This is a genomic window from Flexilinea flocculi (assembly GCF_001192795.1).
Lineage (GTDB): Bacteria > Chloroflexota > Anaerolineae > Anaerolineales > Anaerolineaceae > Flexilinea > Flexilinea flocculi.
Genome location: NZ_DF968180.1, coordinates 68,170 through 90,179 on the forward strand (window position 1 = coordinate 68,170; position 22,010 = coordinate 90,179).

16 protein-coding genes are annotated in these 22,010 nt (G+C 44.6%); 10 read left to right on the plus strand and 6 right to left on the minus strand.

The features are described 5' to 3' along the window. Positions 1 to 22 precede the first annotated feature (22 nt). The gene (locus ATC1_RS14795) at positions 23 to 178 is read left to right on the plus strand and encodes a hypothetical protein (protein ID WP_154664735.1); all 156 of its coding nucleotides are present in this window, start codon (positions 23 to 25) and stop codon (positions 176 to 178) included. A gap of 290 nt (positions 179 to 468) precedes the next feature. Here the strand turns inward: ATC1_RS14795 and ATC1_RS02405 are convergent, their stop codons facing one another. Continuing rightward, on the minus strand, positions 469 to 1,551 hold the full coding sequence (locus ATC1_RS02405; RefSeq protein WP_062278043.1) for an amino acid ABC transporter ATP-binding protein: 1,083 nt from the start codon (positions 1,549 to 1,551) through the stop codon (positions 469 to 471). Continuing rightward, positions 1,544 to 3,856, minus strand: a complete 2,313-nt coding sequence (locus tag ATC1_RS02410; protein WP_062278046.1) for an ABC transporter permease subunit — start codon at positions 3,854 to 3,856, stop codon at positions 1,544 to 1,546. Before ATC1_RS02410 ends, ATC1_RS02405 begins: the two co-directional genes overlap by 8 nt. Positions 3,857 to 4,223: 367 nt before the next feature. On the opposite strand from ATC1_RS02410, the gene ATC1_RS02415 reads away from it, so the two are divergent. Continuing rightward, positions 4,224 to 4,463: a hypothetical protein gene (locus tag ATC1_RS02415; RefSeq protein ID WP_062278049.1), complete on the plus strand. Its 240-nt coding sequence runs from the start codon at positions 4,224 to 4,226 to the stop codon at positions 4,461 to 4,463. A gap of 154 nt (positions 4,464 to 4,617) precedes the next feature. Here the strand turns inward: ATC1_RS02415 and ATC1_RS02420 are convergent, their stop codons facing one another. The 4 genes from ATC1_RS02420 to ATC1_RS02435 form a co-directional block, all read right to left on the minus strand. Continuing rightward, on the minus strand, positions 4,618 to 5,157 hold the full coding sequence (locus ATC1_RS02420; protein ID WP_062278052.1) for a DUF2812 domain-containing protein: 540 nt from the start codon (positions 5,155 to 5,157) through the stop codon (positions 4,618 to 4,620). Then, positions 5,154 to 5,471 carry a PadR family transcriptional regulator gene (locus tag ATC1_RS02425; RefSeq protein ID WP_062278960.1) on the minus strand — a complete coding sequence of 106 codons (318 nt, stop codon included), beginning with the start codon at positions 5,469 to 5,471 and terminating at the stop codon, positions 5,154 to 5,156. The genes ATC1_RS02420 and ATC1_RS02425 overlap by 4 nt, the downstream gene beginning before the upstream one ends. Before the next feature lie 517 nt (positions 5,472 to 5,988). Continuing rightward, the gene (gene epsC / locus ATC1_RS02430; RefSeq protein ID WP_201777229.1) at positions 5,989 to 6,942 is read right to left on the minus strand and encodes a serine O-acetyltransferase EpsC; all 954 of its coding nucleotides are present in this window, start codon (positions 6,940 to 6,942) and stop codon (positions 5,989 to 5,991) included. 875 nt (positions 6,943 to 7,817) lie between these two features. Continuing rightward, a complete protein-coding gene (locus ATC1_RS02435; protein WP_062278054.1) occupies positions 7,818 to 9,659 on the minus strand; it encodes a ricin-type beta-trefoil lectin domain protein in 1,842 nt (613 codons plus the stop codon). 785 nt (positions 9,660 to 10,444) lie between these two features. Here ATC1_RS02435 and larB point away from each other — a divergent pair. The 8 genes from larB to ATC1_RS02480 all read left to right on the plus strand — a co-directional run bounded on the left by larB (position 10,445) and on the right by ATC1_RS02480 (position 21,982). Continuing rightward, on the plus strand, positions 10,445 to 11,197 hold the full coding sequence (larB, locus tag ATC1_RS02445) for a nickel pincer cofactor biosynthesis protein LarB (RefSeq protein WP_062278060.1): 753 nt from the start codon (positions 10,445 to 10,447) through the stop codon (positions 11,195 to 11,197). A 261-nt stretch (positions 11,198 to 11,458) separates the two neighbouring features. After that, on the plus strand, positions 11,459 to 13,942 hold the full coding sequence (locus ATC1_RS02450) for a hypothetical protein (RefSeq protein ID WP_062278063.1): 2,484 nt from the start codon (positions 11,459 to 11,461) through the stop codon (positions 13,940 to 13,942). A gap of 42 nt (positions 13,943 to 13,984) precedes the next feature. Next, the gene (locus tag ATC1_RS02455) at positions 13,985 to 14,992 is read left to right on the plus strand and encodes a Gfo/Idh/MocA family protein (protein WP_062278066.1); all 1,008 of its coding nucleotides are present in this window, start codon (positions 13,985 to 13,987) and stop codon (positions 14,990 to 14,992) included. Next, on the plus strand, positions 14,985 to 16,805 hold the full coding sequence (locus tag ATC1_RS02460; protein ID WP_062278069.1) for a hypothetical protein: 1,821 nt from the start codon (positions 14,985 to 14,987) through the stop codon (positions 16,803 to 16,805). The genes ATC1_RS02455 and ATC1_RS02460 overlap by 8 nt, the downstream gene beginning before the upstream one ends. Further along, a complete protein-coding gene (locus ATC1_RS02465; RefSeq protein WP_172667695.1) occupies positions 16,772 to 18,400 on the plus strand; it encodes an ArnT family glycosyltransferase in 1,629 nt (542 codons plus the stop codon). The genes ATC1_RS02460 and ATC1_RS02465 overlap by 34 nt, the downstream gene beginning before the upstream one ends. After that, entirely contained in the window at positions 18,401 to 20,236 is a 1,836-nt protein-coding gene (locus ATC1_RS02470) for a hypothetical protein (protein ID WP_062278075.1), read from the plus strand. A gap of 451 nt (positions 20,237 to 20,687) precedes the next feature. Further along, entirely contained in the window at positions 20,688 to 21,488 is an 801-nt protein-coding gene (gene surE / locus ATC1_RS02475) for a 5'/3'-nucleotidase SurE (protein ID WP_062278078.1), read from the plus strand. Beyond that, positions 21,485 to 21,982 carry an NBR1-Ig-like domain-containing protein gene (locus ATC1_RS02480; protein ID WP_062278081.1) on the plus strand — a complete coding sequence of 166 codons (498 nt, stop codon included), beginning with the start codon at positions 21,485 to 21,487 and terminating at the stop codon, positions 21,980 to 21,982. Before surE ends, ATC1_RS02480 begins: the two co-directional genes overlap by 4 nt. The last annotated feature ends 28 nt before the right edge of the window (positions 21,983 to 22,010 follow it).

The following is a 22,010-nucleotide window of genomic DNA, read 5'->3' on the forward strand; positions in this document are numbered from 1 at the left end:
GATCTTTTTCGGTTGATACCGAATGGATCATGAACCGGAAATAATTACCCCTATCCGCCTGTCGATCAGTGATCCAATATTTGAGGAGAATGATTTGAATGGCAAACCCATAGTGCGAATTGTTGAATGTCTAATGCTTGATGGACAGGCAGCGGCTGGTAATCCCGATCAAGTCTAATGATACCAAATGCCTGATCAAAGCCCAGCGATTCGAATTATGAGAGGGGTTATTTGTAGTTGATTAGTTTTTACGCTCCGCGCAAAAACTAATCAACTACATTTTTTCTCTTGTTTCTCAAAAGATTTTTAACAAATTTCGAATAGTTGATCAAAGTCAGCGATTCGATGTAGATACCAGCCTTTCAAATCAATCGAGAAAACTTGCAATACTTTTTCTTGATGAATTCGTAAACATCCTAAGCATCTTTTGAAAGCCTGTTCGTGACTTAAAAACGGCAAAAGGTTTAACTAATTTCCTTTGAGTGTGCAAATCAACCGATTTTTCCCGTTCTCATAATGGTATTGAATGTCACTGCAGCGGCTGCGGATCAATTTGATACCCAGATCATCCGCCTGGGTCCCGCTGTCCAGCGGATCGTGTGCATCTCCGGCTGCTTCACAGGTGAACAGGAGTTCGGAGGTTTGTTCAGAATAGGAAAGACTGAGCCGGATATCCGAAAAATCTTTCTGCAGCAGCAGGATTTCTTCCATCAGCAGCAACAGGTTATTGGTGACCTTTTTCGGGATCAGGTGTTTTTCGCAAAAGGCTTCAACTTTTCCATTCATAGCGTACAGATCATAGATTGGGCTTTTGATTTCCCAGGAAAAGCTGCGAATCTTATGGATGAAAGCCCTGGTTTTTTCTTTCTGTGGCGACTCGAAGATTTGCTGGGGCGTCCCTTCTTCGTAGATACCGCCTTCATCCATATAGAAGATGCGGGTGGAAACATTGCGAGCAAATTCCATTTCGTGCGTTACGATGAGCATAGTCATGCCCTCTTTTGCCAGGCGGCGGATGACCGCCAACACTTCACTGACCATCGTTGGATCCAGCGCTGACGTGGGTTCATCGAACAGGATCAGATCTGGCTCCATAGCCAGACAGCGTGCTATGGCAACGCGTTGTTTCTGCCCTCCGGAGAGTTCATCTGGAAAACTGTTCACTTTTTCTGCCACACCGACCAGCTTCAGCAGTTCTTCCGCCTTCTGTTCCGCTTCAGCTTTGCTTTTCTTTAGCAATTTTCTCGGTCCGATAGTGACATTATCCAAAACCGAAAGATGTGCATACAGATTAAACCCCTGGAAAACCATGCCGATTTTTTTGCGGGCGTCGGAAATATTGGTTCCAGGTGCGAGCAGCGCTGTCCCGTTCAGTGTAATGCTGCCGCCATCCGGTTTTTCCAGCAAGTTCAGACAACGCAGAAACGTGCTTTTCCCGGTTCCGGATGGTCCGATGATTGAAATAACTTCACCATCCGCAATTTCGACACTGATGTCTTTGAGAACTGTCAGACTGCCATAGCGCTTTGATAAATGTTCTGTTCTAATCATGTGTTTTTACCATTTGTTTTCGATTTCTTTTCGGATCGGTTCGGATGCAGATCATGTCGAGGAACAATCCGAGCAGCCAGGAGAGCAGGAAGTAAATCGCGGATACCATCACCAGCGGGAAGAAGGCATCAAAAGTACGACTGCGGATGATGTCGCCGGCTTTGGTCAAATCCTGCACAGCGATGTAGCCGACCACGGATGTCATCTTGACCATGGAGATGAATTCTCCTTTGTAGACTGGCAGTACCTGTTTCACGGCTTGCGGCAGGATGATGTAAAGAAAGGTTTGAAACGAGGTAAAACCACTGGCAATGCCGGCTTCTTTTTGTCCTTTATCCACACTTTCAATGGCGGTGCGGAACATTTCAGAGACATAAGCAGCGAAATTCATGCCAAAGGCGATCACGGCTGCGATGGTCGGATGGATATCCACCGAGGCGAATACGACATAAAATACCAGCATCAAGACCAGAAGCGCGGGAATTCCGCGCAGAATGGATATGTACACATTCGCGATACTGCGCAGTATCCGGTTGGCGGACATTCGCAGCATGCAGATGAACGCACCCAGCAATGTGCCAACGATGGCGGAGAAAAGCGCGATAATAAAAGTGACTTTTAAACCTTCTACGATCAGCAGATAGCGTTTTTCGGCGATGATGTTATTCTGAAAACTGCTGGCAACTTTTTGCAGAAAAGAGCGATTTTCGGTCGGTTGCGTCGCTGTTTGCTGAGCAAAGACAGCCAGATTTTTTCGAAGGGCGATGATGTCAGTTTTTCCCTTGATATAAGGATCAGAGAAATCGATTTGCTTGCTTCTTTCTTCCGTGATGGCAATTCCGTCAGCAATCATGTCCACTTTGCCGGATGCCAGAGATGCCACAAGCGCTGAAAAATCCATAGCGGTAATTTCCAGATTCAGCCCTTCTTTTTCGGCAAATCGCTGCACCATTTCAATGTCAAAACCGACATAGCGGTTGTTGACGACTGCCACAAAAGGCAGATCTGCTACTGCCACGCCCAGTATGATTTTTGGACCGTCCGGATGATTCTTGATCTCCGGCATTTGTGCTTTTTCCGGATCCTCTTCGTACCAGCGCTTGTAGATTTCTTCGTACAAGCCATTGGATTTCGCTTCGGCCAGAAACCGATTGAATTTTTCCCGCAGTTGCGGATTTTTCTTATTAAAACCAACACCTCTTGGCAGGGACATAACTTCATCGCTCAGAATGCCGATTTCCGGATTGGTTTTCAGTGCTACTTCCGCGGAGATACCGTCAATCATGATTCCGTCAATCTTGCTGCTCTTCAATGCCATAATCATATCGGCAGTGCTGGAATAACTCAGCACCTGGGTTTCCGGATAATTTTTGCTTAGAAATTCTCCATATAACGTGCCGGTTTGAACGCCGATCCGCTTGCCGATGAGATCTTTCAGGCTGGCCATGAGCTTTCCATCTGCTGGTACGGAAACCTGATAGGCAGCGATGTTCTTTTTCAATCCAAAGACGCTGACTCCTAATTCATAATAAGGATCTGAGAAATCAATCTGCTTTTTTCGTTCATCAGTAATCACAAGGGTGCTGGAGAGCATGTCCACTTTGCCGGCAGAGACGGCCGGAATCAGGGATCCAAACTCCATATCAACGGGGACATACTCCTTCCCCAGATAGGCAGCAAACCGCTGCCCCAGTTCCACATCAAATCCGATCAACCGGTTGTTCTGGATCACGGTAAACGGCAGTCCTTTGTCACCGACCAGTCCCACTTTCAGTTGACCGTTTTCTCCGGAATTTTCAATGTCAGGCATGTCGGTGATATTGTTGGTAATCCAACGATTGACCATATCGTCAAAAATCCCGTTGGTTTTCAGATCGGCAAGAAAAGCATTGAATTCTCCAACCAGCGGACTCCCCTTCGAGAATCCTTTGCCGATTGGAATACGGTACAAAGATTCTGTGATGAAACCCAGTGTATCATCCTGCCTCATCACTTCCAGAAAGGTCTCCCGAGTGATGAACGCACAATCGATTTTGCCGGCTTTGATTGCCAGAATGATATCTGGCACGGATTTGTACTGCATCACGGTAGCATGCGGATAGTTCTTCGTGGCATAGGCGTCATGGATGCTGCCCAAAAGGACGCCGATACGTTTGTCCTGAATGTCGTCGATTGAATGAATCAGTTTTGAGTCATCTGCAGAAAGTTGCGCAGACTGCTGTATATTTTGCGCCGCTTTTTGACACCCGGAAAATAAAAAAAGGAGGATTAAAAAGATCCCAGCAATGATTATTTTTTTTCTCAATGGACGGGTTCCTTTCAACAAAAATTAGAGTACACAAACAACCGATCATCGAATCGATTGGGATTCTCTGAACGCTGCAGTGTGCCTGAATTAGATTGCAGTTTTAATTTGTTGACGTCGTAATAGTACTAATTCTACACGATTCTTTTTTATTTCAGCAATTTGAAAAATCACCTGACTTTTCAAATTATTTGCGAAAATTTGGAAAAATAAACCATAAGAACAACACAATAACAGGCTTTCTCTTTTTTCGTCTTTTTCAAATTTCGAATTGCTGTTGCTGTGTTTAATTCCTTGACGCAGCAAAATGGCCGAATTATAGTTGAATGATGATCGATTGTCAGTTTTTTTAAAAGGAGAATAGAAGATGCTACCTGAGAATGAAAGTCCTATTTCAAATCACAAAAAAATGAATGCTGCGGATTCACAGGAAGAAGTACTTTCTGATGAATTGCTGTCTGAGGCATCTGGGGGGATGCGCGGTGATCATCTGACCAGGGTATCCGACGTTATGCGGGGTGACCCTCCGATGTTTTGGCCTAGCTGTGCCTGGTGTTCGATTCGCGATCGCTGCACGATGGCTTGTTCAGACGGCAACGGTCATTAATGGAATATCGAAAATATATTGGGAAGGATCTCTGAATCTATCCGCTATAGAAAATCATAGAAGAATTTCCCGCTTTCTTTGAAAGGCCGACCGAGTTCTTCAATTGCTGCAAATCCAACGGATTTTTCCGTTGGATTTGCAGCAATATTTTTATTTAACGATCCCGATTGTGATAAATTTTCCAAACCACCCATCCGAGATACGTCGAAAATAGCACTGCACAAGCAATAAACAGGATCATTTGCCGTGTTTCCTCAGAGCTCATACTGGATGAAGATAAAAGAGTGGCAGCGATCATGACAAGCGTGATGACTGTAAACAGGATAAACGATACCATCACAGCATTCATCACATTGCGATTGCGTTTCTCGATACTTTCCAGATCTGTAAAAGATTCAGGACGGATAGCAGTGTATTCTTTGCGCCAAATGAAACAGCTTGCCATTTGACCGACAAATTCCCAACCAAATTGGCGGTAGGTTTCGAGATAATCCCGCTTTGCACTGGTATGAATGTCAAAGATGTACCGATATTGTTTCGGATCTGTTTTTTTGAATACCATGCGGATGGAACTCCATTGACCGATTTTATCGATATTCCAGCCATCTGCAGCCAGTTTTTCCATCCAGTTCTCATAGTCGGCTGGAACCATATAGCGAAACGTGGAAAACCATTCCGTTCTTGTTTTACTCATCGAAAATCCTCCGTGATCTGAAAAAGCTCTCGAATCCGTTCAATTTCTTCCGAAAGAATTTTTTCTCCAATCTTTGTGATTCGATACTGCTTCTTGCGTTCAATTTCCTGCGTTGGCTGGATCAAACCATCCGATTCCAGTTTTGACAGGCTTTGATAGACAGTGCCTGCACCCAGCTTGATCCTGCCTCTGGTAATTTTTTCAACATCCTGCATAATCCCATAGCCATGGTTTTCTTCCCGCAGTGAGAATAGGATGAAGAACATGGTTTCACTCATCGGGATAAACCGTTTCCTTATTTTCTGGTAATCCATCGGTACGCTCATTCTCTATAGGTTTTTATCGATTTCCGGGCTTAAAAAATAGGTTTGATTGTCTAATAAACAGGATTCATTCCTTTGCCAGCAATTCGAAATATAGGGAGAGTTTTTCGTTGTTGTGTTATTCTTATACTTCGCACAAAAAAAACACAACAACGATTCTTCTTTCTTTTTCGAAAAGTCAATCCATATTTTGAGTTGCTGCTCCTTTGGCTAAGCCCGGGCTTATATCACGATAAATTATAACGCATCGTGATATAGTAGCTATTATATCACAACGCGTTATATGTCAATCGATAATCGATCAATTTGAAATATGTAGAGGAGTTTTTATCGTTAGGTTGTTTTGAAAAAAGCACAAAAACAACAAATTTCCTTTTTTTTATTCGAAAAGTTAATCCATATTTCGAATTGCTGCATAACGATATGTTTTGGTGGTTGATGCGAAGGGTTGGCTAATCGTTCGAATGCTGCGATGAATGGCATTCGTTTCTTTGTAAATATTGATTTGTCAGAACTCGGCTTCACGGAATTTCAATTCAGGCGCCTTAATGCTGACGCGCGTATTTGCCGGAACGGAATCGGTCAGGAAGACGTTGCCGCCGATTGTGACATTGTCGCCAATCACGGTTTCACCGCCCAGAATGGTAGCTCCGGAATAGATCGTTACGTTGTTGCCCACGGTGGGATGGCGTTTCGTATCGCTCCGAGCTTGTCCGCTTTTCGGTGAAAGCGCGCCCAGAGTTGCTCCCTGATAAATTCGGACGTGGCTGCCGATGATTGTTGTTTCCCCGATGACGATGCCTGTTCCATGATCGATAAAGAAATATTCTCCGATGACAGCTCCTGGATGAATATCAATGCCGGTTTTACTGTGAGCGTACTCGGTCATCATGCGGGGGATTAACGGTACTTGGCGCAAATAGAGCTCATGAGCGATGCGATAGACAAAGATCGCAAAAAAACCGGGGTAGGAAAAAAGTACTTCCATTTTGCTTTTTGCCGCGGGATCACCTTCGAATGTAGCTGTCAGATCTTTTGCCAGATAGCGTTGGATATCCGGGATCTTCTGGATAATGGCTGAGCAAATTTCACGGGCTGCTGTTATATTTTCCGGTGTTTCTTCCAATGCCAACGAAATTTGTTTACAGAGTTTTTTCTGGATATGCTCCAATAATAATGCTGAGTATTGCTGCGGCGGAAGGCGGGTCAGGTAAGGATCGCCAAAATAGGCCGGGAAGAGCAGTTTTTGCAGATCATGCAAAATATCGATAACAGCGTTTCTTTCCGGCAGTCGCAGCAAAGAACCGTACATCGGAACATCATAATCGTTGTAGTTTTCAGCGATTCCTGCAGCAGCCTGCCTGATTTCATCTGTAGAATGATCCTGTTCCATGGTTTTCCTCTTTTTATCCGATTGATTTCCGCTGGTTATTCCGGATTGTTTATGCCTCACAGGTTCCATACAGCTCCCTATCCGGAGATCATCCAGCCAATATACATTTTACTCCCCGGATAGCTTCAGTTTCTTTCTTTGTTCGAATTTCTACTTATCAAGATTTAATAATCATCATTTTGAAATAGTAATTGCCCTTTTTCATGTGATAGAAGATTGCTTCGCCCTTGCAGGGCTCGCAATGACAAACTTCGCCACTGTGTGGCTCGCATGGTAATCTGTCATAGCGAGAATAGCATCAGCCCGACACGTTGTCATTGCGAGGAGGGCATGAGCCTGACGAAGCAATCTCTTTTCGTGTGGCACCCTTTACATAATGGGGCAGGGAGATTGCTTCGCCCTTGCAGGGCTCGCAATGGCAAACTTCGCACTGTGTGGCTCGCATGGTAATCTGTCATAGCGAGAATAGCATCAGCCCGACACGTTGTCATTGCGAGGAGGGCATGAGCCTGACGAAGCAATCTCTTTTCGTGTGGCACCCTTTACATAATAGGGCAGGGAGATTGCTTCGCCCTTGCAGGGCTCGCAATGACAAACTTCGCCACTGTGTGGCTCGCATGGTAATCTGTCATAGCGAGAATAGCATCAGCCCGACACGTTGTCATTGCGAGGAGGGCATGAGCCTGACGAAGCAATCTCTTTTCGTGTGGCACCCTTTACATAATGGGGCAGGGAGATTGCTTCGCCCTTGCTGGGCTCGCAATGACAAACTTCGCCACTGTGTGGCTCGCTCGGTAATCTGTCATAGCGAGAATAGCATCAGCCCGACACGTTGTCATTGCGAGGAGGGCATGAGCCTGACGAACCAATCTTTAAATAGCTACGAAAAAATGCCCTGTAGTTCGACATTCAGGGATGAATGCTCCAGATTGACGATTCCCGTGTTATTCGAGACAGGCGCTGCGCAAACCTGACACAACTCCTTGCATATAATACGGGTCAGGTGCAGAATTTTTCAAATAGCAGATCGCTTTTTCAGCTTGCATTCCCGGAGGAACATAGGCATAAGAGACGCATTCCCCGTCTGCCACACAGGCTGTCGCGCATTGATTCGGATCGGCTAACGTCATTTGAAACGACATGTAATCGGATCCAAATCGGTCGGTATCATATTGCATACACAAATCGCTCTCTGTGATATCCAGACTGTTCTCCGGTAATTCTGATTCCGTATATTGTCTGGAGTATTCCGCCTGATACTGGCAATACGTGCTTCCGCCACCCCCGCACCATTTTGTTCTTAAACCGGAAGTACAGGATTCTGTTACATACTCGACACCAACTCCACAGAACAAAGAAGTACTCCACAAGTCTAATCCATGAAAAACTCCCAGGCTGGGATGATTGTCAACGGATGAAAGCAACGGCCGGTTTGCTTCTCCTACATTGAAGGAGGTGTCAAAAACGGGCAGAATCGATTTCCCTGCGTTGATGGAATCATATGCTGATGTGCAATATTCATGCGTTTCCAAAATGCCGATCCAGTCTTCAATGCTGTAAGTTCCCTGATAAGTCGTTTGTGCACATTCCCAGAAAGGATCAATATATGCTCCATGTTTTCCTTTAGAAACATAAATCTGCGCATGACGGCTGCCGGGGACGGAGACATTGGCTGCGCTCATTTGATCAAATTGCACTGGCATGATCCCTGCTGGAGCTGGTATTTCGTAAATCCAGGCATGCTCATGACGGTGGATCACCAGTCTGCGAAGGATATAGCAGCGTGCGGATCCACCCGGATCATTGAATTGCTCTGACCAGTCTGGCGGATGCACACCGCAGGGTCCGTAAATTCGCTCCAGCCAAATTTCGATGGCTTCCGCATCCCCTTTGTGCCATTCGTATTGGAAAGCCGGAGTTTTCCATCCTAAAAAAGATCCGATATTCGGATATGCCCAGTCATCTTCATACAAAGCCACAACGGTTAAGATGACTCCGTTTTGCTGGATTCCATCCAGCAAAAATTGCGGAGAAACTTGATAGGCGTAGCGGATGACTTTCGCAGGTTCATCTACGTGCAGGTAATATTGTGGCGTAAAGGTGTTGGCAACCCAATTTTCCTCTGTTTCAGCGATTCCATCATCATCCCAGTCATCATCGTTTTGTGAATTTTGAGCCTCATCAGCGTTTTGATTTGAATAATTCTCTTCCTCGGAGGATTGATAGCCGGCAAATCCACTCTGATTAAAACCAAATGAGGTTTGTGCTGCAGCATTGAATGACCAACGCTGATCGGTTTCAGAACTATTGTCAAATTCACAATCCCAAAGCTGGATGTAGGAACCGCTTTCAGTTCCGGATACACCTGGAATATCTGCGCACTTCCCGGAGAAGAGATTCTGTAAATAACCATCCGAAGTGAGCGACCAGCGTTGATCGGTATCTTGATAATCCCATTCGCAATCCCATAATTGTAATTTTGCAGAATTCGCTCTTCCGGAAGCGCCTGGAACATCCAGGCATTTTCCAGATGCAGTATGAATCAGGTAGTTGTTGTTGTCGATTTCCCAATTTTGATCGGATGATGCATCACAATCGTTCAATTGGACCAGCGTTCCGTTCTCTGCATTGATCCCCTCCGGATCCATACATTTCCCGGAGAGCAGATTGATGATTGCGCTGTTATTTTGATTGTCAATGTTTTTCGGAGATGCTGCCAAAAGCGTAATAATCACCACTACATTCCAGATTAAAACCGAAATGACAATCCAATATCGGATTTTCATAGGTACCTCCTTCTTAACCGACCGGTTCCCCCATACCGGAATGGATCCATCAAATCGAAAATTTGAAAAGTCTTGTGATACAAGAGAGAAAGCTGGCTGTTATGTTGTTTTTTTGTTCTGTGAAAAAGCAATATAACATCGAATAATTCTTTCCATATTTCGAATTGCCGGAATGGATGACGGAATTGACCGAATTTTCGAATAAAGAGCGGTTTTTCCCAATATTTCGAAAAACTGGAATCCGTGGCTTTAGAATTTTGTTTCAGGTGGATATTTTTGGATTGAAGATAATAGAATTGACTGAAAGCAGGCTCAACTGCACAAAAAAAAGACTTCCCCATGATCAAAACCGTAAATATGATCAGGAAGACGATAAATATCTTCATTTTTATGCCTTTAACTTCATTCTACAATGAATTGTCCATCTCAAAACATTGATTTTCGATCCAATACTGTGAAATAAGGAGCGAGATTCTTTGTGGTTCTGATTATTTGTGCTTTGTGCCAACGATTATTATGATGAATCATTTATGGATTAATTTATCAGTGCGATCATAGAGTATCAATCTATTCCCACATTTGGCAGGAGATTGCTTCACCCTTACATCAATTCCATTTGACTTGTTTTCGAATAATTACATATAGACCATTATTCATTAAGGTAAAAGACTTTAATATTTGTAGACAATTTTTTCCATTTCTCCTAATTCCCATATTTCGAATTGCTGGTATACAATAAGAATAGAAGCTGGTTACATAAAAAGGATCATTGAAAACAAAATACAATGGAAGAAAATCAAATTAAAAAATTGTTAGCGTCAATCGCTCAAGGTGAAATTTCTGCTGAGGATGGATATAAAAAACTGCGAAATTATCCATTTGAAAGTGTTGAAGGTTTTGCGGTTTTGGATCATCAACGGGAGATGCGGACTGGTTTCCCGGAAGTGATCTTTGGGCAGGGGAAGACGGATGATCAGATTGTGGAGATTTTTCTGCGTCTGAAAGCAAAAAATCCGAATGTGATGGCAAGCCGCATTTCAGCGGAAGTCTATGCCCGCATCAAGGATAGGCTGCCGTTTGCAGTTTATGATTCAATGTCACGTATTCTGTATACCAAAGAAAAGGATGGCTCTATCCCTGGAATAACCGTGGTTACAGCGGGTACAGGGGATATTCCAGTTGCCGAAGAAGCTGCGTTAACCTGTGAGCTGATGGGTAATAAGGTGCAGCGCATCTATGATGTCGGTGTGTCCGGCTTGCATCGCCTGATTCATCGTCTGGACGATGTACAGCAATCCAATGTCATCATCGTTGTCGCCGGTATGGAAGGCGCCCTGGCAAGTGTAGTCGGCGGACTGGTTCAATGTCCGGTCATTGCGGTTCCTACCAGTATCGGATATGGAGCGAGCTTTCACGGTCTGGCTGCATTACTGGCAATGTTGAACAGTTGTGCCAGCGGTGTCGCGGTGGTAAACATCGACAATGGCTTCGGCGCCGGCTGCATGGCTTCGCGCATTAATCAACTGGCAGGCAGGTGATTCAGTTTTTACAATCATGATTCCCTTTTACTGGCATTTGCACCTGCACTTCAGCAGCAATTCGAAATATGGATTGACTTTTCTAATAAAGGATTCTTTTGATATTTCAAATTACTGGCAATTTGAGATGTAGATCGACTTTTTGAATAAAAAGCGACACCTTCATATACATAAAATCTTATATTTATATTGCTGCAAAATTTTGGCTTAGATTCATTGGATATCAATTTTTCTGATGGAATAGAAGAGATGGACGGTTAAATGGATTCCAGAAAGATGAAATGGTTTTATCGCTTGTCATTAGCTGAAGGGATCCTATGCCTCGGATTTTACCTTTTTTCTCCGGGCGGCAGCGGTGAAGGACAGCTTTTCTCTTTCAGCAAGATTCGTATTTTCCTGATTTTGCTGACTATGGCTGGAATTATTAAATATCTTTTCCCGCTAATCAACAAGCATTTTTTTGGATGGGTTCAATCCAAGCTCCGGATTGCTTCTATCCGTTTCTTCTTGCTCATATGGTCTCAACTGCTGATCCTCGGTGTAGTCAGCGGATTAAGGACCTTGTGGCTTCTGTATCATTCCACAGGACTCTATACCTGGCAGGCTGCTTATCAACGCTTGTTCCCGTTGCTGCTATGGGTTGTCCTTATCTGTCTTCAAATCTTATTGTTCCTGCTGCTGGATTCAGCTCCGCAATTCAAATTCGCTTATCGTTCAGAATCCGGATTATGGCGACGATTTTTCGTGTTAATCCTGATTGGACTCGCTGCAGGGATCTATGTGTATCGGACGCGGATCGGATTGGTGAAGGATAACAACTTCTTTGGAAAACCGACAGTGCCGCTACTGGAGTGGCATCTTTTGGCAGGATTTCTTTTCAGCCTGATATGGATTATCTTGGACCAATGGAGAGCCAAAAAGATTCCGCACTCGATAATCCGTTTGCTTCCGCTCCTGATCTGGCTGCTTGCAGTCGGAATCTGGTTGAGTATACCCAATCAGGAGGGCTTTTTTTCTCCTCCGGGCAGAGCACCGAATTATGAAGTATATCCGTTTTCGGATGGCTCATTTTATGGCCATTATGCACGCAGTTTGGCGGAAGGGATGGGTTTCAAAGGGGATGATATTCCACCACGGCCGCTCTATATTTTGATTTTAGCAATCTTCCATTTAATAGCCGGAAATCAATATCAATCCGTGATCCTTTTACAGACACTCTTGCTGGCATTGCTGCCGGTTCTGGTATATCTGATAGGCAAAGACCTGCATAGTGTGAGCGCTGGAATCGGCGCAGCCTGGCTGGTCATCCTGCGGGAAACCAACGCCATACTCAGCGCTCCGTTTGGTCACAATGTTTCTACGACGAAATATTTCTTTTCCGATTTACCAACAGCGCTGGCTTGTGCCTTTTTCGTGTGGATGTTGATCCGCTGGCTGAACAAGCGGAAACAAAATTCAGCGGAATCACTTTTTTATGCATTATTATCCGGCGGTAGTCTGGGAATCATGACACTGATTCGGACACAAAGCCTTTCCTTGTTGTTTGTGGCGATTCCTGTAATGCTGGCGGGGATCCGAAAGGATCGCAAATACGGGTTCCTGGAAGGCGGATTTTTTACGATTGCCATTCTTTGCTGTCTAACGCCATGGCTGATCCGGAACCAGCGCATTACGGGCAGTTTTATTTTTGATCACCCGATGACACAAACCGGTGAAATGGCAGCCAGTTATAATTTGGGCGGATTGGATATGACGCGCTCTGACGGGATGAATGATGCCGAGTATTCTGATATGCTGACGGATGTGATTCGAAAATCAATTCAGACATATCCAAGAGAGATTTTGGCTTTTATTGGCGCTCATTTTGCGAATAACGAAATCAGCAACCTGCGTTTATTCCCGCTGCGAGATGAACTTACTGCTCCCGAAGATATCATAAAACCTCGGACGGCTTTTTGGGAGACATTGGACAGCGCCAATCTCAGCAGCTATCATCTCATTTTTCTGGGGTTGTCCTATGCAGTCATCGGATTGGGTATTGCAGCCGGGATGAAAAAAAATTCGGGCAGCGGTCTGATTCCGATTTTGATATGCCTGTTATATAATCTCAGCACGGCTGTCGGACGTTATTCCGCCGGGAGATATCTGATACCGGTAGATTGGATTCTTTTCTTATATTTTTCGATTGGTCTGGCGGAATGGATGATGATGATGGTTCGTCTGAGCGGACATGAACAGATTTTAGAGATCAGGAAAGATGCAGACGAAGCTGTAAAAGAAAAATCGGTGAACCTGACCAGGAAAAGTGCAGTCTGGCTATTGATTTTTTTAATCATCGGTTTATCTTTGCCGCTCAGTGAAAAATGGATTCCTATGCGATTTATTCCGGCTACAAAGGAAGAAGTTTTTGCGAAATTGCATGTGGCTGCTTCTGATTTTGACAAAGAAGGCTTGATCGTGAATAAAGCAATCGCAATATATCCGCGTTATTATGCAGCGGGTGAAGGGGAACCGGAAAGTGCGAAACAAGGCTATGGGGTTGCTGCATATGGACGGCTGGTATTTCTGACTTTGGCGCCGAATGGTTTTGGCACCATCGAATTAAAAACCGATTCAGTTCCGGAATATTTTCCGGATGGTGCAACCATCTGGATGATCGGACATGAAAACGGCGCTACATCCGTTGCCGAACGCGTGTTGGTTGAACGGAACAATAGTGATGTTGTCTATTACGGAAAAAAATAGGTTTTCGGGCAGCGATTGCCCGATTGTCAGGAGGGAAATACAATGAAATTTCTGATTGCAGGATACGGTTCTATTGGCAGAAGGCATTTACGAAATCTGCAGTTATGCGGAGAAAATGATTTGTTTCTGCTGCGATCCCATCAAAGCACATTGCCAGAGGATGAAATCCGGCATATTCCGGTGGTAACCGATATTGAAGAGGCGTTGAAACAGAAGCCGGATGGTGTAATCATCGCTAATCCGACTGCTTTCCATCTGGATGCTGCTATTCCGGCAGCCAGAGCCGGCTGTTCGATTCTGATGGAAAAACCGATTTCTAACAGCCTAGAGCGGATTTCAGAGTTGAAAACCGCGTTATCCGATGGGAAAGGAAAGCTCTTAATGGGTTTTCAATATCGGTTTCATCCCGGTTTGATCAAAGCGCGCGAATTAATGGGATCGGGCAGTATCGGACGTCCGCTGTATTTCAGAGTATCCTGGGGAGAATATCTGCCGGGATGGCACCCATGGGAAGATTATCGAAAAAGTTACAGCGCGCGCTCGGATCTGGGCGGCGGCGCTGCGCTGACATTATGCCATCCTTTGGATTATATCCGCTGGCTGTTTGGAGAAGTGTCCATGCTGTGGGGTTTCAGCGGAAAAATCAGTGATCTGGAAATCTCGGTGGATGACCTTGCTGAAATTGGACTGCAGTTGGACAATGGTATGGTCGGTACCGTTCATCTGGATTATTTCCGCAGGCCTGGCAATAATGAAATGGAAGTTGTCGGATCCGATGGCGTCCTCCATTGGGATAATCAGACTGGAATCGTGACCATTCATAAAACAACACTTCCTTCAGAACAGACATTTCAGCAGCAGGAAGGATTTGAACGTAACTGGCTGTTTCTGGATGAGATGCGGCATTTCATCGCTGTGACAAAAGGTGAAGCCGATCCATCTTGCACACTGGATGACGGTGTGATCACGGAACAGATGGTAATTGCTTTGAAACATTCCTGGAATGAAAAGCGAATGATTCCAATAGCAGAGGTGAAGGCTCTTGTATAATTCTTTGCGCAAAAAACCATTTTTATTCTTCCTGCTGTGGTTCTGCATACTGGCAGTTGCTTTTACCTGGCCGCTGTGTCAGCATATTTTTCGCGAAATAGCTGGCGAGATTGGCGATAACATCTATTTCATCTGGATGATCGGATGGCTGCAGAAAGCGCTATTTGTTCTCCATACCAATCCTTTGAACGTTTCGTTTCTGAATTACCCGGAAGGCTGGAACATGGCGCGGACAGAAATGGCGCCGGCGCAATTGGTGCAGGCATTGCCGTTTTCTTTAATTGGCGGTGAAACTTTCGGATACAACATGTCACTGTTGGTGAGTTTCGTCCTGTCCGGTTTATTGATGTGTTATTGGGTGCGTCATTTGACGGGTTCGAACTGGGCTGGACTGATCAGCGGGACAATTTTTGCCTGTCTCCCTTATCGGCAGGCACATTTTCTGATCGGCCATCTGAATTTGTCCGGCACACAATGGATACCCCTGTTTTTCTGGGGATGGTTTGACCTGCTGAAGCCGGGATTGAATCAGATTCGGAAAAAATCCGCTTTTCTGGCAGCGCTCGGTTTAAGTTTGACCGCTCTGTGTTCACAATACTATTTCTTTATGTTATGTCTGATTGCTGGATTTCAGCTCTTGATCCAATTTCTGTTCATTGAAAAACAGCGTCTGAAAGATCGGAATACCTGGCTTTCATTGGGATTTTTTATTCTGTTTTCGATACCCTTAGTGGCTGCAGCGGAATTGCCATTCTTGGCTTTGGCAGGATCAGGTGGGATGCCTGACCGTGATTGGGGTGCGGCAAGAATGTATTCCGCTGGATTGACTGATTTTCTGCTCCCGGGAACCATGCATTTCGCATTTGGCGAATGGGTTGGAAGTCATTTTAATCGGGATCTTTGGAATGAAGCGACCTTGTATGTCGGCGTCATCGCTCTGGGACTTATGATCTATGGGTTGATTCATAAAAAGGGAGGAACATCCTGGGTATGGTCGATAATCTTGAGCGGGACGATCACCGGTCTGGTGTTTGCGATGGGGACGGATCTGCATTGGAATGGCACTCCGGTCGAAATATCGCTTCCGGTTTTCCTGCAGGCTCGTCTGGATCGTGAAACGATTCCTCTCATATTGCCGGGATTTGTTTTCTTCAAATTCTTTCCATTTTTTGGAAAGCTTCGCGCCATGATGCGATTTGGTCTATTTACATTGATTCTCATCGCCTGCGGAGCCGGATTTGGTTTTGCTGAGCTGCTGAGACGAATAAAATCCAATCAACGCTGGATCGTTACGGTCATAACCGTCTGTTTGATCCTATTTGAATTCTTTCCGGAACCGATTCAGCAATTCTCGGAAATTAAACCACGTCCGGTTGATGAATGGCTTGCCGCGCAGCCGGGGAAAGGTTCCGTGATGCGGATTCCTTTCTATCTGAACGATGACCAGGCTGGCACGTATTATACGCTATATCATGAAAAGCCTTTTATTGGCGGATTTTTTAATGCCTTTCCTCCTCCTCAATACAGTGCTATCAAAGGCTTGATGGAGACTTTTCCTTCGAGAGAATCGCTGGCTGAGGCAAATCAGTTGGGAGTTGAGTATTTTCTAATTGAGAAGCGAGAGGTAGAAGCTGCTATTCAGCGTAGTGATGATGAATTCGGCTGGGAAAGTCTGGATGCGCTGCTGGCTGCTTGTGATAAAAGCGGGCTGAAATTGGCAGGAACATTCGGCGATGTGATTGTGTATCTGAATCGAGAGGAAGAATGCGCGGAATGCAAATGGTTGAAAGAATCCTTGAGAAATTCGCAGTAATCACTGCGGCTGCGGTTGGCATTTACATGCTGGCTGTGAGTATGCGGCTTGGACCCGGTGTGGGTGGCGATGCAGTGATTTATATTACCTCAGCAAAAAATCTGCTTGCCGGCAACGGGTTGGGTTTGGTCAATCCGGCTGGAGATTTCCGATTGCTGCCATATTTTCCCCCGTTTTATCCCTTATTCCTGGCTTTCTTTGGCTTGCTTGGATTTTCCATCGCCAAAATAGCCGGAATACTCAATATAGTTCTCTTTACACTGACGATCATCCTAATCGGTCTATGGATCAAGAGAACGACGAAAAATACAGTGGCGAGTTTTTTGGGAAGCTTGCTGCTGGCATGTTCCCCGATCCTTATCCCGGCCTATTCCTGGGCGATGTCCGAGCCGTTGTGCATTTTTCTGGGCACGACCGGTTTGATTTTATTCGATCGCTATCTTGAATACCACACACCACGATCTCTTATCGGCAGCGCGATCTGCTGCGGTTTGTCATTTCTGACCCGATATAGTGCTGCGGCTTATATCGCTATGGGGGGCATTTTTCTGCTTTGTTTCCAAAAGCAGGAGCTGAAAAAAAGGATCAGCAGCGCTTTTCAATTTGGGTTGATTTCTATATTTCCCATGATTCTGTGGCTTGTTTATGATCTGCAAAAAACAGCCACTGTAGCGTCCCGCAGCATGATGCAGAGCACAGACTTTAATGCGGAAATGACTCGTTTCAACGAACAAATGAAATCAGTTTTCCTGCAATGGCTGATCCCTGATTCCTGGATCGAAAATCCTGTTTATCCGGCATGGATAAATGAAATTCTTTATGTTCTTGTGATTCTGCTGCCTCTTGTAAGTCTGCTATACGGTATTTTCCGGAATCTTCGGAAACGATCCTCGGTTCCTGAACAATGGATTCCCCGCATGGACAACATGCTATTGATATTGAGCGGATTCTATTTTATCTATTGGATCGTGATCTTTGGCGTCTCTGTGATGACGTTCCCTCCCATTACGATCGGACCCCGCATGTTTACACCGATCCATGTTGCATTTCTGTGGCTGCTGGCAATTCTCTTTGCCTGGATCGATATGGCACTGAAAAAAAAGCCGTATCTGCGTGTCATCAGCATGATTCTGTTGTTTGGTTTTACGGCTTTCTATGGCTTAAGAGCCATCCGCATCGCTCATCAGAATGCGATTGACGGATTGGGGTATCATGCAGTTCGCTGGAAGGAATCGGATGTGGTTGATTATCTGAGGGAGAATGTCCCTCAGGATCAGTTGATCGTCACGAATGAAGAGACAGCTCTTTTATTTTTAATGAATCGCACATCCTGGCCGATGCATGAGGTTTATGTTCAGGAACCCGATCCGGATTTTTACCATTATGAAACGGGTCCCGTAAAAGCGACGGATTTTGGGCGTGCCGCATTTCAGAGAGGCGAAGCGCTGCTGGTCGTTTTCGATTCCTTTGAGGATCAGATGCAGGGAATTTATGGCGAAAATACGAAAACCAGGATTTCCACTTTACTCGAAAACCTGCAAGTTGTCTTTGACGGGGATGACGGAACGATATACCAATTAAATCAGGATTCATAAATGATCTTTTTTGGAACCCTTGGCTTGTTACAGATTTTGGCATTACCCGGCTTGATCCTGATCAAAGCGTTAAAAGTTCGCGGCGGACTTGTAGAGCGCATGATTTATTGCTTCCCGCTCAGTTTGCTGGTGAATTATCTGGCTGTCTTTCTCCTCACTGTGGCAGGTATTTATATCCGGCTGGTTGTACTCATCTTGATAGCTTTGGAAATCTTCTTGCTGGTATACCTTTTTCGCAGCAGTTTGCGCCAGCCGTTTTCTGCAATGATCCAAAGATTCTATGCCGCGTTTGTCTCGGAACTCAATCCTTTTCATCAGATGGTACCGAACAATAAGGGAGTTTATTCGATCCTTTCTTTCGGAATCTGGATTGTGTTTGGCTGCAGCGCAGTGTCCGCTGTGCTCTGGGGTTTGCATGTCTGGAGGTTGAATTTCGGGACGATCTTCAGCGGTCAGGACACACTTTTTTCCTGGAATACCTTTGCCGAAAGCTGGGCTCAGAATCTAATTCCTGTCAGTCATGGTGCTTATCCTCAGTTGGTTCCGACAAATTGGTCTCTGAGCTATGTACTGCAAGGTAAGGATGCAGTTCAGCTTTTTAACACCTTGATTCCGCCAGTTTTCTTTTTACTGATATTTGTGATGTTATTCGATCTGGGTTTTCAAAAACGAGAAAGTGGATTTTTTATTGCTGCAGTTATTGCGCGATACATGATGAAAAAATTGATGGGCGATCAAATTGCGGATGGATACATGGATGTGCCGGTATCCTTTATGAGCTTGCTGGCTGTGTATACGCTCCTGAAAGGTATTGAAAAGGACAAATTTGGACAGTTCCAGACAATTATTCTCGCAGTTGTTTTTGCTTCCGGAGCCGCCATTACAAAACAGGCTGGATTGATGATTCTGGCTCTGACACCATTTTTCGCAGCTATTTGGCTGAAAGATGGCATTGCTTGTATCAGCCGTAGAAAATTTTTTCTCATCCTGTTGATTCCCTGCATGGTCGTTCTGCCTTGGTATTTGCTCTGCTGGATTAACAGCAGAGTTCCTGATCCAGCAAGCGGCGAACTGCTGGCAGATGGAATCAGACAATTCAACGAACGTTATGAATGGTCTCATAAACTGTTTTTAGCCCGGCAATCTTTGGGAAAATATGTTGTCTTTTTTATACTTAGCATAATCGGACTGCCGCTGATCCCCAAACGATATCGGCTTCCTTTCTTTTTGTGTTCCTGGCCATTAGTAATTGTCTGGGCTGCCTTTTTCTCTTATGATGCCCGAAATCTTGCCTGTGCTCTGCCTTTCATCGCGCTTTCTTCCGGTATGGCAGTGGATGGCGGAATCCGTTGGATAGCGGACTTAACCGGTATGAGGAAAATCAGTCAAATAAAAGTCTGGATTCCGCTGACTTTGCTGATCGTCGCCCTGCTGATTGGCCTCTGGTTTTTATTACCGGAAGCGGAACTGTCAGAAGTGCAGCGGTTAAAACAACGGGAACTTTTTGGCAAAGAACTGAATGAAGAATTGCTCTATGGAATTATTGGTGAAGAACACCATGAAAAGGATATCCTGACGGATTATCCGGCGTATTTCCTGAGCGGATATAAAGATTGCTGCGAAATGGCTGATTTTTCCGACGCACCAGCTTTTGAATGGCTTCTTTCCAAGGGTACCATTCGATATATCTTAATTCCAGAACAAATTCAAAATCACTCTCAGGATTCGGCGGTTGTACTTGATAAGTGTGTACAAACCGGACTATGCAGACAGGTTGGCTGCAGCGCCGGTTATTATGAACCTTATTGTCTGTATACTGTCTCTGAATCTAAATGAATATCGATCGAATTCAACCACGAAAAGAAGAGTGAACAACAGATAGCGCTTCCGATAATCCGAAAGCGTTATGGATATTTTGATCTCTTGATTTGGTGGGAATTGCCTGAAAAATCGGGACGAAATAAAAAGTTATTGTAAAATTAAATTGCTACAGCGATAATTTACAGAAATTTTTTGCAGAATAACCAATCTCATCCTTTTGAATGAATATTTGAATTGATTGGTTTAAAAATGATGCTTTCGTGCGAAAAATGGGAAGGATCATGTTTTTACAGCAATTCTAAATAGGGTAGGAATTATATGTTGTTGTGTTGTTTTTGCACGGATTGTAAAAACAACATAACAACAATTTCTCTCGTTATTTAAAAAGAATGTCCATATTTCGAATCGCTGATGATTTAGTAGTAAAATTTTTTCCGGTGAAAAATGAATATCCTACGAGGAGTGAATGAAAGATCCTTTAGAAATACTTGTAACCAATGATGATGGTATCCATGCGCCTGGACTCTGCGCACTGGCACAAGCAGCAAGCAAGATCGGGAATGTAACGGTCATCGCTCCGGATAAGAATTGGTCAGCATCCGGTCATCAAAAGGCGCTGGGAAGACCCCTTCGTGTTGAACAGGTCCCTTTTGACAATGGTATATCCGCTTACATGACAGATGGGGGACCTTCGGACTGTACTGCTCTGGTTGGACTGGGTTTTTTGAAAAAAAGAGTTGACCTGGTTCTCACTGGAATCAATCCAACAGCGAATGTCAGCCGGGATATTACTTATTCTGGAACGGTTACCAGCGCTCTGGAAGCAACCATTTGGAATATGAAGGGCATTGCATTTTCCATCGATGCCAATAAAGTCAAACCAGATCAAATCGATTTTTCTGCTGCAAAAGAAATCATCATACATGTCGTTCAAACATATCTGAAGCATGAATTACCTCCCTTCACGATATTAAATGTCAATATTCCGTATTTACCGCTTTCTCAGATTCGGGGATACAAGATTACTCGCGGCGGATCCAGATATTATCGGGATGAACTGGTTTCTTGTGTGGATCCGTTTGGACGCCCTTATTATTGGTTTGGCGGACTGCCACCCTATGGTGATGAGGATGAAGGAACAGATTGCGGAGAACTGTCCCGCGGTTATGTCAGTATCACACCGATTCACCTGGATCTGACAGCCTATGAGATGATGCCAGCTATTCAAAAATGGGAATGGAATTGGCAAGGAGATAATGTATTATGATACGTACGATAAAAACTTTTATGTTTTTGACAATAATCTCTTTTTGCTTTTTCTTTTCTTCTTGTACCCCAAAAATTACTGAAACTCCGACTGTCATTCCAACAGCCATGCTGCCGACAAGAATTGCAGCCACATTAGAACCAGTAGAAATTGAAACTGATTGCGTCAACAGCTTCTATTATTTGGATGATGTCAATTATCAGGACGGCACAGAAGTGGAAGCAGGGTCCGTTTTTCTCAAAGAATGGGAAGTCCAGAATAATGGATCGTGCGACTGGAATGAAAAATATCGGCTGCGATTTGTTTCCGGCGATCAGATGGGCGCGCCTGATTCTGTACCCATTCCATCTGTCATTGTGGGAAGTAAAGGCAAGCTTTCTGTAGAATTGCAGGCGCCTAAAGAACCTGGGACTTATCGTTCGGTCTGGAAGGCTTTTGGCAGTGATAACCGATCATTTGGCGAAACCGTTTATGTAGAAATTGTTGTGAAATAATAAAAAAGTGGATTTATTTTTCACTCGA